We start from the raw sequence: 14891 nt of genomic DNA, 5'->3' as shown, positions 1-14891 counted from the left end.
ATTATGTTGCGATCGTAGGCAGCAACATTGAGTTAGAGCGCGGTCGCGAGCCATTTTATCTATGAAATTCGCGAGCTGCGACGACGACCCGCAGAGCGACCTAAACACCGACCCATAGGAAGGTGTTTGCTGAGTTCAGGAAAGCTCTGCGCCTGAGTTCAGGGAGTCGTTGCACTTTAGTTTCTTATTCGCCCAAACTTTTTTACGACCCTGCTCACGTTAAAATAGAATACCGTTCATTTGAGCATAAACCCCGCGTTTTAGACGCAGAATTTTAGATACACTATTATGTAGAGATGAGTAAAGTTTTAGGAAAAATTTCAACGAAAATGAATCTTCAAAGGTTTCAGTTCCGCCGATAAAACAGGAATCGGAGTCACGAAACCTCCCAAACGAACAAACACATTTCTTTTTGTCGGAATTGGAAGTCCGTCTATTTCTTGAAAGTGAGTCGTAAAATGCGCGCCCTTAGCCCAAGGGCCGACAATGTCAGCAGTATAATCGTTGCGAACAAGAAGTCCCTCTTTATCGAAGCGATAGGATTGTTTTTCACAATGTGTATGAAGATATTGTGGGAACTCCACATCAACCTGAAGTCCCCCGTCGGTTAGTTCGACTTCTCGAACCGTATATTTCTTCAGAATAAAGGGCACACTCAAATACTGAGTGACCGCATAACCGAAAAAATACGAAGCGTCTAGAGAACTCCAACGTCTGTATTTTCGCAAGCCGCGAAAACTATCCCTATAATTAGGGATCGTGAATGTGTTTGAATCATCATTCGCATTAAATATTCCTACTTTACCATTTTGGAATACTATTTTTTTTCCGGGAGCCGGATATTCTAAAAATTCAGCGACAAATTTCTTGGGAAAAACTTTCACGCTGCCGTATTTACCGAAAGTTCTACCGAGACCTTTCAAAAGAGGTAGCGGACCGCCCAAGTGTTGGAAATAAAACTCCACGAAATCCAAACGATCCCAGAGTTTCCATCCGCCGTATCGATCGACGATTTTTTCAAAATGATTCATATAACAAAGAATGATCGGAATCGACGTTTTAAATAAAGATAAAGTATTTTTGAGATAAGTTTTAGTCAAATAAGGACTTTTCCCAACAACCCACTACTTGCAAGCCTTTTGTTTCCGAATCATCGCACTCAATCGCTCCTCTTCTTCCTGAGTGATTGTATGTCTTTTTAGAACTGACTCCGCCAAAGTAATCGCGAAAGGATCCTTATTTATACAATCATTGAAAAATTCAATAGCTTCGGCTCTTGTATTTTGATTTTCCTTACCCAAGCGGATTCGATGTAATTCGAGACGTTTTTCCTTGGTGGACAAATCCACGATCAAATAGTCGGAATAACATTCTTTGATCAAATGTTCGGGAAGATCAGTGATCGGACAATTTTTGTTAGAAGAATTCGATCTTTCACTTGCCCGATCGGCCACCTTTTGAACCTCAGGATCTTTTTTGGCAAAACTTGGAATCGGAACGGTACTTTTGTCATTATTTTGATTTTTGGATTTTTCTTCCAGTTTCGTATTTTCTAATTTTTCAGGAACGGTCATTTTACTTTCAACGATCGGCTCATTTTTAAGTAGTCGATCGAAAAAATAGTCTATCATGAAAACCGAATATTTTTGGATCCTATCCTCCTCTTGGAAACCAGAAACCGCCTTTTTAGCGATCTTTTTACTGCTTAAAATTTCCGCCTTATTCGCCTTAGACGATTCCAGTTGTTTTGTAGTCGATGCAAGACTCTGATGAAATTTCTTCCGATAAGTCTGGTTCCAATTCAGAGCCGATCCCTTTAACAAATCCTGAAAAAGAGAGAAACTTCGATCTCTTTCCTTCAGTTTTTTCTGAATCATCTCTCGATAGAATTTTTTGAGTTCTTCGTCCTTTGCAGATGAATCGCGAGTGTCTATCGGTTTCTGTGGAGGCTCAAATTCCGATTTTTTGTCCAAATCAAACCAAGTATATACGGTATTCAAAATGCCATCGACCGCCGACTGAAAGATGTCCTCAATTAAAGTGGTCGGCTTCTTGCGACTTTTATTTGTAACTAGACTACGGTATGCCAGCTCGTATTCCAAATTCCGGCTTCTCTGAAGCTCCTCGTATTTGTCTGTAAGATTCTTTTTTAATATTTTCCAGTCCTGATACAGACCGCCGCTCTTTCTTAGGAAAGTAGTCAGAGCAACGGTAGATACCTTATCTAAAGAACTTTCGTTTTTTCTAAACTCATCTCTAAAATGATCCAGAGCTCTCGTTTCGATCTCACGATAATGTTTATTGACGAAATCCGCATCTTGAAAAGATTCTGTGGAAATTGGAGTATGGTCGGGCGTTATTGCGGGCAAGAGTTTATTCCTTCCATTTGATGGAACAACCTATCGAAGGCATTTGATTGATCGGTGCGGGATTTCCTTTTACAAGTTGATGAACCGCGTATTCCAGTTCCTTTCTAGAGACCTGCTTTTCGTTCTTCCAGTTATCATCCATTCTTCCATGATAATAAAGCTTTTTTTCCTCATCATAAAGATAAATATCCGGCGTGCACATCGAACTTAATTTTTTTGCGACCTCTTGGGTCTTATCAACTAAATAAGGAAAGGGAATCCCCCATTCCTTTATTTTCGAAAGCATCATTTGGGGAGAATCGTCAGGATAATCTGGATGAATATTCGGATTGATTGCAACCGTCCTGACTCCAAGAGATTGGATTTCTCCGGCAAAACGAATCAGTCTCGGCCAAATCGCTTGAGCATAAGGACAATGATTACAGGTCACGACCAACAACAATCCCGTCGAACCGAATAGTTGATCGGAAGAATACATTTTTCCATCCGGATCTTCCAAACAAAATTCAGGGAGTAAACTTCCTAAGGGTATTTTTTCAGATTCGAGAAGAGACATTACTTTTATCTTAAAGTGAAACCCAATCTATTTCACGAAATTATTTTTTTATAAAAAAACAATAATCGTATTTCCCAACTCCGTCGGAAACAAATCGCAACCCTTTTCAGCACTTGTTGGCGATCCCACTTTCAAAGGGTTGTTTAATAGGAATAGGCCTAGAGATTTCTTCTATCCAATACTTTGTTTCACAACTCATACAAGTAAAAAACTTCCAAACTTTTTTCGGGCCCATTTTATTTTCCGGTTCGGGGAATCGATTCCAAAATTAATTGCCTAAAGCAACTCTCTTTTTTTCAGCAAGTGTTTTCCAATAACCTTCCGGATACGCTTTGATTAAATTCTCATAGAACAATTTTTCCGCGTTCTTCTGACTTACTTCTCCACCGTAAAATAATTTCTTTAAATAATCAGATTCCATTCCTTTGATATACTCTTCTCCAGATTCTAGATTTACCAATACTTTATTTCCGGCAAAAAGTTCGCTGAGATTCGGCGCATCATCTGCGATGCCGTAAGGATCGTCTTTTGAAGACGGAGCCACCCTTGCCATCAAAATCCCACCAAATGTGATATCCCCCGCTTTTGTTTTAATAGGAAATGCCTTAAAAGATTTGGATGGCTCTACCGAAAAATCCCGAACCACTATTCGTCTGCACTTCTGACCACAATTTACTTGATAAGTATAAGTTATGCCGGTAATTGCATATTCCTTTGTAGGATCAATTGATAGTAAAAGATAATACGGTGAAAGATATCCGGTTTTTCCTTCAAGGTATTGAGTCGATTCTACTTTTTCCACCATCACCGGTCCTTCAATCGGATACGGACTTACGGTCAGAGAATTTTTTTTGGCGTCTTTTGAAACGACCTCGGAGAATTTGACCCCGTACATTCCAAGTTCAGCAAATACAGTCCCTGAATCTTTGCTGAATAAATTCAATAAATCTTTATGATTTTGGTTGTACGCATAAAGCCCGAAAGCTATAACTCCATATGATTTTTTATCTTTATCTGTTATAGGATTATATACACGTACCACTTCCTTCGTACAATTCGAAGCTAACACAAAAAACGCGATGAACACAATCCGATTTAAAAAAATTGACATTCCGAGTCTCTCCTTGAGCAATGAAAAGTATTCCACCTCAATAGACAATCATTTTGAAAAATCGAATTCTTTTTATCCTTATATCCTTTCTTTTACAAGGTTGCCTAACAGTAACCGAAAAAGAACTTCCTCCCAAAATCGAACTCGGCAATCATCTTCCTAGATTGGAAGAAACTTTGGTGATTATAGAAGAATTTTGGAGCGACATAGATCCAAAACTCGCAGACCAAGAAAATGCTCCCAAAATAGGGAAAGACTCTCTTCGGAAATTTCAGAGCCCCTTGGTTGCCGGATATGCAAAAAGAAATTTTGCAAGCGCTTTCGCACAATGTCGTTGTTTTCAAAACATAGTGATCGCCTTCAAAGGGATCGACGATTTGGATTTTCTCCGAAAAAAATATAAAAATGTCATTCGAGTCAAATTAGAAATTTATAATGATAGTAAAACTGTGCTCGCAACGACTTTATTGAGGACCTTCACCTTGGGATTAGTTCCCACATGGAATTCTGTCATACAAAAAACAGAATTTACAGTCGAGTCGGAAACATTACAACAACCCGTGACATTCAAATACGATAGAAGATTTACGTTATACGCTCATATTTTTCTCTTTTTCGGTTTGTTTAACGAAAAGAGCGTATTGGGTCGCTATTCTCAATTTTACGATTTTTTCCAATTAGCGTCATCGGATATCTATTCTCAAAAATTGATTCCTTTGGACGACTACTGATCTCTACATAAAGGAGTACCGCCAATTTTAGCACAAATCCCCGTTTAGATGTAGAATTTTGGACACTCTATTATGTAGAGATCAGTAATAAAGTGAAATAAAGTTTTGGGATGCGCTGTAAACTTTTCGGAGATAGAGGTTACATCAGTCAATCTCTATTTGAAAGTTTTTATGAAAAGGGGATTCAACTCATTACAAAATTAAAAAAGAATATGAAAAATAAATGAATGCCCTTAGCTGATAAAATTCTTTTAAGAAAAAGAGCTATCGTTGAAGCAGTTAATGATGAACTTAAAAATATTTGTCAGATTCAACATACTAGATCGAAGCTTTTTCAATTGGGCTGTTAATCTATTACTACTCGGACGCATGGAAAGGATACTGTAATAAGTTTGTTTCAAAATTTAGAATAGAGTTGTCGAAAAATTCCGTGATTCAGATTAACAAAACCGCTTCAAACGTCCATTTCAATGGAGTAGAAACGGATAGAGAATTAATTTTTCAACAACTCTAATGTTAGATCTTCTTCAAAAAAAGCCAACAATTCTGGATTCGTCGCAATTTTGTGAGCGCTTCTATATCTTTGTAAAAACCGTCCGTTAATTTTTGGTACCAGTTTCATACGTCTGAGTAGTAAGCGGTTTAGTTGCATTTTCATTTTTTCCAAAAAAACCTTCTTTGAATTTGAGATCCAAAGACAATTTACAACTTTTACTTGCTCCTTAGGCCGAACTCGCGTTAAGTTAGATAATGTTGCATAAAATTTACAATTTTTTAATGCGACTTAATTTTGTCAAAATTCTCCCAATAGAGTTTTGAAAAATTCCATATTCAGATTCACAAACTGCTTCAATCGTCCATTTCAATGAAACAGAAACAAAGGGAAAATTTATTTTTAGATAACTCTAGAAACCATCTCAAAAATACTTTATCTTTGCTTAAAACGCCGATTCCAATTATTCTAAGATATTTTTGAGATAGCTTCTAAAGAATTCGCCGAAGTTATCAAAAATAAAAGCGTTGAAAAAAGCTACAATTAAAAGCCGTAACGCAAAATCCTAAAATATTCCTTTCGGAAAATACTTTTTTACGTCTTTATCCTCATAACCGATGTATCCGCATTCTCCCGCTCTCGGAGAATTTACAAGAGGCAAAAGCAGATCCTCCCCTTCCTCCTCAACACATTCATGATCTTTAATACAAGATTTGCATAAAAAACCCGATCCGTCATGGATACAAAACGGACAAATCATCGTCGCTTTATTCTCGCAATGAGAACATTTAAAATCAATGGCCTTATTTCTAAATATTATTTTAATATCTTTTTCGTCTTCGTCTTCGATTTCATCAATTAACGATAAAGATAGTTCCGTGGATGATCCGAAATCATATACGTAATCCACTTTAAAACCTTCTTCAAAAACTTGTCCGATTTTTTTCTCCATTTCAATATCACCGGATCCCACTTCAAAGGCGCTTAAATGACCGCAACATTCGACCCATATATTTTTTATGAATGAATCTATTTTTTTCAAGGAAGTATCTGCCTTTGCCTTGATTACAAGCCAATACTCGGGATTGTATTTTCCCTCAATCAGCAAAAGCATATGATGGAAGGTTTTGTCCTTTTTCGATTTGTTTTTACCGTCGCACTTTGAAATATGCGCTTTTATGGATCTGGAATTTTTCGGTATTTCTTCCTTGCAATACGCGCATGTTCCGTTGGTTTTCATTTTTTTCATAAACTACCTCATTCCTTTTTAAGAAATTTTTCGGCAAGTCGTTTTTTGTAAGTAGAAAATTCAATTCTCCCGATAGAGTTTTTGAAAATTCCATATTCGGATTTACAAAACTGCTTCAATCGTCCGTTTCAATGAACAAAAATAAGCGGAGAATTAATTTTCGATCACTCTAATAGAGTTGTTGAAAAATTTCATGGTTCAGTTTAGCAAAACCGCTCCAAACATCCATTTCAATTAAGCAGAAACGGATAAAGAATTAATTTTTCAACAACTTTATTAAATATTTATGAATTAGAAATAGAAAAGGAATCGGTGCGTTAATAATGAGAAGTACCAGTGTTAACATTTGGCCACTCCCGTCACTTGAAGAATGGCCGCTCTCATAATAAATAAATCCGCCCGCAAATATAATGTCTAATATTAAAATTGGATAAATGAATGATAATTTAGAGTACCATTTATTAAATACTTTGAATCTTTCAACCATTAGAAGTATTATAAAAATGGAATGGCCTAAATAGAAAACTCAATCCAATTGCCTCGAACTTCAAGGTGAAAATTAATGTGAATATTAGAATTACTCATCTCTACATAATAGAGTGTCTAAAATTCTTCATCAAACGCGGGATTTATGTTCAAATTAATGGTACTCTTTTTTGTAGGGATCGGTAGTATTTGAGATATTAAAGATAAAATTAAAAATCTAATAATATTTGATTTTGTGAAATATTTCTTGAATGAATATTTGAATAATATGTTCACGCTGAGTTATACATCCAAAAAACGCATATTTGAGTTTCGCTAAACCCTGTTTTCTTGCATAACTTAGAGAAATATCCATTCAATTCTTGTAATATTATTTCGGAACTACCTTTACGAAATAATTTTTATTCGTTTCGAAATCCTTTAAGATTCCTTCCGATAAATCGGAACCGGTCAGTTTGGAATGTTCGGAGATTAGATTTTTGATGACCTCGTAATCGCTGTTTTCCAGATCTACGGTCTTCACATATTCCTTGTTTAAAAGAGATTGGACATCCCATCCTTTTTGAAAGAAATACGCGCTTCCTCCGGTCATACCGGCTCCCATATTTTTACCTACACTTCCGAGACAAACGATGGTTCCGCTGGTCATGTATTCGAGAAAGTGATCTCCCGCACCGCCTACGACCGCATCCGCTCCCGAGTTTCGAACTCCGAAACGTTCTCCCGCTCTTCCCGAACAGAATAGTTTTCCGGAAGTCGCACCGTAAAGACAAGTGTTTCCGATAATCGTATTTTCATAGGCTTTGAACTTGGATTTTCGGTGTTTTTTGATCACGATCACACCTCCGCAGAGCCCCTTACCTACGTAATCGTTCGCATCTCCGTGTAAGGTGATCTGAACGCCTTTGACGAGCCAAGCTCCTAAAGATTGTCCTGCGGTTCCTTCTAAGATAATTTCCAACTTTCCAGGCAAACCTTTGGAACCGTATTTTCTAGCGATCAAACCGGAGATCTTCGCTCCCACGGTTCTGTTCGTGTTGCGCACCAAATAAGAAAGAGCCATAGAAGATTTTCCTTCGAGCGCTTTTTCGGCGTCTTTGATAATACGATCGTCCAATACTTCTCCGATCGGTTCTTTGCGAATCGATCTGTCTTTTTTCTGTTTTGCAGGATCGTAAAATAGAGGCAAACGAACAAGAATCGGATTGAGATCGAGAGAATCCAAACGGTCTCTTTCGTAGCGTGTAATCTGTTTTAAGAGATCGGTTCTTCCGATGATCTCGTCAATGGATCTGAATCCGAGTTCCGCGAGATGTTCCCTCACTTCGAGAGCGAGACAAGTGAAAAGATTTACGAGCTGATCCGGAGATCCTTTGTACTTCGCACGGAACTTAATGTCCTGAGTCGCGATTCCGGTAGGACAGTTGTTCAAGTGGCATTTTCTCGCCATGATACAACCAAGAGCGACTAACGACGCGGTTCCCACTCCGTATTCTTCCGCGCCCAAACAAGCGGCGATGATCACGTCTCTTCCCGAAACGATACCGCCGTCCGTTCTTAATACAACTCGATCACGAAGTCCATTCATTACTAAAACTTGATGTGTTTCGGAAAGACCGAGTTCCCAAGGAGAACCCGCATACTTGATCGAAGTGATCGGAGCCGCACCGGTTCCGCCCACGTGACCGGAAATCAGAATCACGTCCGCGTTCGCTTTAGCAACTCCGGCGGCGATCGTTCCCACTCCCGCTTCGGACACGAGTTTTACGGAAACCTGCGCCTTATGGTTCGCCATCTTTAAGTCGTAGATGAGCTGCGATAAATCCTCGATCGAATAAATATCGTGATGCGGAGGAGGAGAAATCAAATCGATTCCCATCGGAGTGTGACGGTTAGTCGCGATTTCCTCGTTGTTCTTCTTACCCGGAAGTTGACCGCCTTCTCCCGGTTTTGCGCCTTGCGCGATTTTGATTTCGATCTCCGTTGCGGAGTTCAAATACTCTGAAGTAACGCCGAATCTTCCCGAAGCGATTTGTTTGATGGAAGAATTGGCAAGATCTCCGTTTTCGTTCACAACGTAACGGGAAGGATTTTCCCCACCTTCTCCGGAGGAAGACTTAGCGCCTAACCGGTTCATGGCGATCGCAAGATCCGTATGCGCTTCGATGGACAACGCACCGTGAGACATTCCCGGAGTTAAGAAACGTTTTTGAATTTCGGTAACGGTTTCCACTTCTTCGATCGGAATCGGTTTTTTCGCAACAAAGTCGAATAGATCTCGGATATTGATCGGATCGCTTTCTTTGAGAATTTTAGTCGCTTCTTTGAAAGCCTCGTAGTCGTTATCGACCGCCGCTTTTCTTAAGAACTTAACGACTCTAGGAGACCAACGGTGAGGCTGATCGTCCTTTTCGGAGATAAAATCTTCCGGATTGATTTCCTTATAAAACGCCTGTTCGTGATTTCTAAGAATGTTCTGTTCGATCCCGCCGATTCCGATTCCTGAAATTCTGGAATACGTTCCGGGAAAATACTTGGATACGAGGGTTCTGGAAAGACCGATCGCTTCGAATACCTGACCGCCCACGTAAGAGGAAAGAATAGAGATTCCCATCTTGGACATGATTTTTAAAAGTCCGTCATCGGTTCCGTAGCGATAGTTTCCGCAGATCGTGTGAAATTCTGGACGACTTCCCTCTTCGGAATCAAATTCTCCCTTTTCCCAAAGATCAAATAACGTGTCCCAGATCAGATAACTGTTGACTCCCGAAGCTCCGTATCCGAGCAGCACTGCCACATTATGAATTTCGAATGCGGATCCGGTCTCTACGAGAATCGAAACCGCGGAACGTGTTTTGTTTCGGATCAAATGGTTATGAACCGCCGCGACCGCAAGTTCCATCGGAATCGGAGCCCTTTCTTTCGAAAGTTTTTTATCGGAAAGAATTAGAATGTTCGTTCCGGATTTCGCCGCCTGCAAGGCCTGTTCGAGAAGAGCTTCTAGAGCCTTTTCGAGATAATTTCGATTGAGATTCGTTTCCGTTTCCAGATGCGCCTCAAAGGTTGCATCTAACGTGAGAATTTTATACGGCTTTCCTTCCATTTCCCGGATTCTTTTCAGATCCAGATTCGTGAGATAGGGATGGGAAAGAACCAAACAGTTCTGAGGCTTTTCGTCCCCGAACAGATTCATCTTTTTGACAAGACGGGTGTAAAGAGAGGTCACACCTTTTTCGCGGATGTAGTCGATCGGAGGATTGGTTACCTGAGCGAATCTCTGACGAAAGTAAGTGTAAAGACCGATTCTGGAAAGCATCAGAATCGAAAGAGGAGTATCGTCCCCCATCGAACTGATCGCTTCTTTTGCCTGGTGTGCCTGCGGTTTGATCACCGATTTTTGTTTAAACGGAGAATACGCGAACAAGATTTGTCTTCTCTTAAGATCATCGCCTTTGTAGGTGATCGTTTCGTTGATGGAAGAATCCAAATCCTGGTTGAGATAAGATACGTTTTCTTTGGACCATTCTCTATAATCGTATTTTTTTTCGAAGAGAGAGTTGATGTCCTCGTTATAATAGAGTTTTTTCTCTTTTAAATTGATCCCGATCATCTCTCCGGGACCGAGACGTCCTTTTTTTGTTACGATTTCCTCGTCCACTTGAACGAGCCCGGCCTCGGAACCCATGACCAAAAGACCGTCTTCCGTAACCGCATAACGTGCGGGACGAAGACCGTTTCTGTCGAGAGCGCCTCCGATCCAATCCCCTTCCGCAAAAGCAAGAGCAGCCGGACCATCCCAAGGCTCTATAAGAGTGTTATTATATTCATAAAAACTTTTTAACTCTTCCGACATCGTTAGGTTTTTGGACCAAGCGTTCGGAACGAGCATCGCTTTGGCTTGGAGAACGTCTTTTCCGGACCGAACGATCGCCTCCATTGCGTTGTCCAAACTGGCGGAATCGCTCATGTGAGGGCGAATGATCGGATGAATTTCCTTTTGATATTCACCCCATTTTTTACACTCAAGTTCTTCTTCTCGAGCGAGCATCCAGATTCTGTTTCCTGCGATCGTGTTGATCTCTCCGTTGTGTGCGAGAATCCGAAACGGTTGCGCCAGAGCCCAAGAAGGGAACGTGTTTGTGGAATACCTTTGGTGAAAGATACAATACGGAGAAACCATATCTGGCGAGTTCAAGTCTTCATAAAACTGGGAAACCTGGTTTCCGTTGAAAAGCCCCTTGAATACGATTCTTTCCGAGGAAAGAGAACAGATATAAAGATCTCCCGCGAGAGAATGACGATCCGCATCCCTCATCAATTTTTTCTGAATCAAAAAGAGTTTGGTTTCAAAGTCGTCGTTTGACATTCCTTCCGGTTTGCCGATGAGAACTTGTTCGATCTGAGGCCTGGATTGATTGGCTTTGGGTCCGAGTACTTCCGGATTTACGGGAACGTATCTCCATGCATAAAGCTTAAAGTTAAACTCCATAAGCGCGGACTCCACTAAACTACGACACATATCTTGTTTATCGATGTCTTCTCTCGGAAGAAAGATCATCCCTACTCCGATGGAATCCTCTTCGGGTCGTCTATGACCCATCTCTTCGATATAGGTAGCGAACAACTTTTTGGGAATCTGGATCATGATACCGGCTCCGTCTCCGGTAACCATATCCGCATCCACCGCTCCTCTGTGCGTCAGGCATGCGACTGCCTTAAGCCCCATAGATACGATTCTGTGGCTATTTTCACCCTGAAAGGAAGCAACAAATCCTACTCCGCAGTTATCATGTTCGAACGACTTCTCATAAAGTCCGTTTTCCTCCAGATACCTTTGAAGTTGTAATTGTTCTTTTAGATCATTCATCTGCAGAGATCCCTCATCATCCAATTTCCCTGGTTTCCATAAAACGTCGGGGCCGTCTATAGTTTATGGCTGAAATTTCAGCAAAATTCCCCAGCTATTGTCCAATAAATTGAGAGTTAAGTAAATTGAAAACATTCTTTTAAAAGACGGGATTGAAATAAGAATCTGTTGTGAATCAAACGGTACCCGACTGGTAAAAGATCGGACCGATGCGGTTTTTTGTAGTACGAGTGATCCGGATTTTTTTCCGCGTTACTCCTGTAAAGTCCTGACCCTAAAACCCTGACATCTATCCACTAAAACGTGGAACTCCTCATTTTCAAAAAAGACTTTCTAATTGCTGGGTCTTTTTTATTTCGTTTTCAAGTATAACACAACTTCGAACATCGTTCCAGATCTAAAAAAATAAGATTCTTTTCGAAAGAATCGAAATTTGATTGAAGATTGGCAAAGAATAGACACGAATCCGTTGGAAATTTTCAGTCATAAATGTATCCAAAAGCTCTACAAATACGATTTATTTGTTGGAAGCTATCTCAAAAATATCTTAGAATGATTGGAATCGGCGTTTTAAACAAAGATAAAATATTTTTGAGATAGCTTCTAATCTTTCCATTGGAAATCGATGAAGCCCGGTTTTGTTAAAATGATAGAACTCCTTTTACAAAGCGCTTGTAAAGTCCTAACCACTGACCCTAAAACCCTGACATCTGACCTTACCTAGGAGAGGGATCAGACTTTAACAAAGGTTAATTTTCCTCTTCTGTAAATGTAAAGTCCTAATCCCTAAAATCTAATCACTTGAAACGTGGGAACTACCGCGCTGTTTTATAAAAATCCTATGATTGTTGATCGCAGAAAGGATCGCAATTTCCTCTCACTAGAATTTCCTAGTTTTTCCTTGGTTCCTCCAATGACAAACTACTTTAACTTTCAGTAAGTAACGTGAGCAGGGTCGGTCGTAAGAAAGTTTGAGCGAATAAGAAACTAAAGTGCAACGACTCCCTGAACTCAGGCGCAGAGCTTTCCTGAACTCAGCAAACACCTTCCTATGGGTCGGTGTTTAGGTCGCTCTGCGGGTCGTCGTCGCAGCTCGCGAATTTCATAGATAAAATGGCTCGCGACCGCGCTTTAACTCAATGTTTCTCCCTACGAGTCGAAACATATAATCGCTTTCGCATTTTGTTATATCGAACTCACGTTAAGTAGCATCATCGGATTCGAACAACTTTGAAAAAAAACAAATCCGTTTTCAAAGAATGGATCCGAAACGTGTAGTTTCAAAAACGAAATTTAAAATGAAAAAATTCGATTAGAGTTTTTGAAGAACGGGAAGAAAAAAATCGGAAAGTTTTTTTCTCTGAGTGGCATCCGGAATTCTCGCAAAAAGCTGATCCAATTTTTGACGCAAAGAGGAAGTATTCGGATACTCTTCGAAGATTTTGAGAATATGAGGCCAAGCTTTTTTTACGAGTTCTTCCATTCCAGGCCCGGCGGCCTTAGAAGAAACAAAAGCCACTTCTAAACCGGCTCTGAGTTCGGCAAAAACGCGGGTGAGTTCCAAGACCTTCCAAAGTCTCGAATCTTTTAAACCAATTCGAGAGGAAATCGAAGAGATGATCGAATTCCAATCTATGGGTTCGTTTTTCATTTCTTTCAATACGAACGAATGAAGTTGAACGAGTGCGCTAAGCTCCGGAGAAAGAGTCATCACCCATTTTTTATAAGCGTCCGGTTGTCCTTCTTTTTGAAATTGTCGAACACGATTTATACTTTCCATATATTTGGAAAATGGAATATTCACGGGAGGCTCTTCCGATTCCATTTCTTCTACAAATGTAGGCTCGTGAAATCCGCCGAATTGAAGATCTTCTACTTCGGTTAACAATTCCTCGTTGTCGTCGACCGCGATATGGTTTGCAACCTCCTCTTCGTCCAATTCTTCCTTTTTCAAAACGAGAGCGTTGCCCGAAAATTCGGAACCGAATTTCTCCACAAGTTCGGTAAGAATCAATTTTTCCGGAGGTTTCTTCAAAGGCGGCGTTGGCGCAACCGAGACAGTAGCTTTTTTAATGGAACTTTCTTCGGCAGATTTCGGAGTTTCTCCGAAAGAAGAAACGGACGGTTCGAGATCCTTTCCGGTCGCGTCGTCCCGGAGCACAACGTAACCTTCCATCCCAATAAATCTTTTTCCGGGAGCGACTAAAACACCGATCGTTTCTACAATCTCTTCCGAGATACGCGCGTACTTTTTCTTTCTAGGTTTGCCAACGTTCGCCTTTTCCTGTTCGATGAGTTTGTTTTTGATCCCCGCATGCGTGTTCATGAAATTTTTCGTCATAAACGCGGAAAGATCCGCTTGCGACATCCCGAGAAATTCCGCAAACTTCGGCAGGTGATCGAAGAATTGTTCCGTTTTTTGAATGTTACTCACGATATAAGAACGTACTTTTTGTTTGAGAACTTCCTGATCAGCCGGGGAAATTTTTTTAGCAGAAATGAGCCCGTTAAAGAGCTGGATATGAGTATGGAAATAACTTAAAAATTCCCCATAAGCGGTAAGTTCAAATTCACCGTGAGAATTCTGCTCTATGACTTTTTTATCATTTCCAGACATATAATCGATTTCGGATTTACATCCGGAGAACCAAACACAATTTTACACACACATTCGCTTGATTGGTCAGTTTTCGCCCCATTTTCAGGAATTCAAGAATTTATCACGGATCGTTTCCCGTTGATATTCGTATATCCTTGTACGATTCGAGACGTCCCATAGCGATCTTTAAAAAATTCCAGTGTGAAAACCCTTGATCGAATCAAAACGAAAGGGCAGCGTTACAAACTCAACAAGTAATCATTGACATACATTTGTTTAGCTTCATCTTAAAAGCGATGCCGACGATTTTAAAAGTTTTAGGATATCGGTTTCATTTTTATTCGAATGAAGGCAATGAAGGCAATGGCCGCCTCACATTCATTGTCGGAAAGAAAATTCCGAATGTAAATTCTGGTTGGATAACGTAATG

The 14891-nt window shown here is 40.1% G+C and carries 9 protein-coding genes and 1 pseudogene (1 of these 10 running past the window's edge); 3 read left to right on the top strand and 7 right to left on the bottom strand.

The window, feature by feature from the left end:
- Positions 1-320: 320 nt before the first annotated feature.
- From LEP1GSC062_RS18995 to lp30, 4 genes are all read right to left on the bottom strand, one after another.
- Positions 321-1031: a hypothetical protein gene (locus tag LEP1GSC062_RS18995; RefSeq protein ID WP_039942692.1), complete on the bottom strand. Its 711-nt coding sequence runs from the start codon at positions 1029-1031 to the stop codon at positions 321-323.
- Positions 1032-1124: 93 nt separating this feature from the next.
- Positions 1125-2369, bottom strand: coding sequence for a hypothetical protein (locus LEP1GSC062_RS18990; RefSeq protein ID WP_020985132.1), 1245 nt, complete (start codon positions 2367-2369; stop codon positions 1125-1127).
- 4 nt (positions 2370-2373) lie between these two features.
- Entirely contained in the window at positions 2374-2925 is a 552-nt protein-coding gene (locus tag LEP1GSC062_RS18985) for a thioredoxin family protein (protein WP_010576790.1), read from the bottom strand.
- 268 nt (positions 2926-3193) lie between these two features.
- Complete coding sequence (gene lp30, locus LEP1GSC062_RS18980; RefSeq protein WP_020985085.1) at positions 3194-4036, bottom strand: plasminogen-binding receptor Lp30; 843 nt, start codon at positions 4034-4036, stop codon at positions 3194-3196.
- A 53-nt stretch (positions 4037-4089) separates the two neighbouring features.
- Between lp30 and LEP1GSC062_RS18975 the strand changes: the two genes are divergently transcribed.
- The gene (locus tag LEP1GSC062_RS18975; protein WP_010576789.1) at positions 4090-4767 is read left to right on the top strand and encodes a hypothetical protein; all 678 of its coding nucleotides are present in this window, start codon (positions 4090-4092) and stop codon (positions 4765-4767) included.
- A gap of 119 nt (positions 4768-4886) precedes the next feature.
- Positions 4887-5154: pseudogene (locus LEP1GSC062_RS25105) on the top strand (transposase); the annotation flags it as partial.
- Positions 5155-5825: 671 nt separating this feature from the next.
- On the opposite strand, the gene LEP1GSC062_RS18960 reads toward LEP1GSC062_RS25105, so the two are convergent.
- The 3 genes from LEP1GSC062_RS18960 to LEP1GSC062_RS18950 form a co-directional block, all read right to left on the bottom strand.
- Entirely contained in the window at positions 5826-6509 is a 684-nt protein-coding gene (locus LEP1GSC062_RS18960) for a hypothetical protein (protein WP_010576788.1), read from the bottom strand.
- Between the two features lie 856 nt (positions 6510-7365).
- Positions 7366-11862, bottom strand: coding sequence for a glutamate synthase large subunit (gltB, locus tag LEP1GSC062_RS18955; protein WP_020985051.1), 4497 nt, complete (start codon positions 11860-11862; stop codon positions 7366-7368).
- Between the two features lie 1312 nt (positions 11863-13174).
- Positions 13175-14479: a hypothetical protein gene (locus LEP1GSC062_RS18950; RefSeq protein WP_020985106.1), complete on the bottom strand. Its 1305-nt coding sequence runs from the start codon at positions 14477-14479 to the stop codon at positions 13175-13177.
- 397 nt (positions 14480-14876) lie between these two features.
- On the opposite strand from LEP1GSC062_RS18950, the gene LEP1GSC062_RS24360 reads away from it, so the two are divergent.
- Positions 14877-14891, top strand: partial view of a hypothetical protein gene (locus tag LEP1GSC062_RS24360; RefSeq protein WP_244265131.1) — the start only. Its footprint extends 66 nt past the window's final position; 15 of the gene's 81 nt are visible here — the first part of the coding sequence; it begins with the start codon at positions 14877-14879; its stop codon lies off the right edge, out of view.

Origin of the sequence: Leptospira alexanderi serovar Manhao 3 str. L 60 (assembly GCF_000243815.2) — a bacterium.
GTDB classification, from domain to species: Bacteria; Spirochaetota; Leptospiria; order Leptospirales; family Leptospiraceae; genus Leptospira; species Leptospira alexanderi.
This window is presented reverse-complemented; position numbering and strand designations above follow the sequence as displayed.

Coding starts and splice junctions, on each gene's coding strand:
- LEP1GSC062_RS18960 (WP_010576788.1), bottom strand. CDS start 6,509: ATGAAAAAAATGAAAACCAACGGAACATGCGCGTATTGCAAGGAAGAA.
- LEP1GSC062_RS18950 (WP_020985106.1), bottom strand. CDS start 14,479: ATGTCTGGAAATGATAAAAAAGTCATAGAGCAGAATTCTCACGGTGAA.
- LEP1GSC062_RS18985 (WP_010576790.1), bottom strand. CDS start 2,925: ATGTCTCTTCTCGAATCTGAAAAAATACCCTTAGGAAGTTTACTCCCT.
- gltB (WP_020985051.1), bottom strand. CDS start 11,862: ATGAATGATCTAAAAGAACAATTACAACTTCAAAGGTATCTGGAGGAA.
- LEP1GSC062_RS18995 (WP_039942692.1), bottom strand. CDS start 1,031: ATGAATCATTTTGAAAAAATCGTCGATCGATACGGCGGATGGAAACTC.
- lp30 (WP_020985085.1), bottom strand. CDS start 4,036: ATGTCAATTTTTTTAAATCGGATTGTGTTCATCGCGTTTTTTGTGTTA.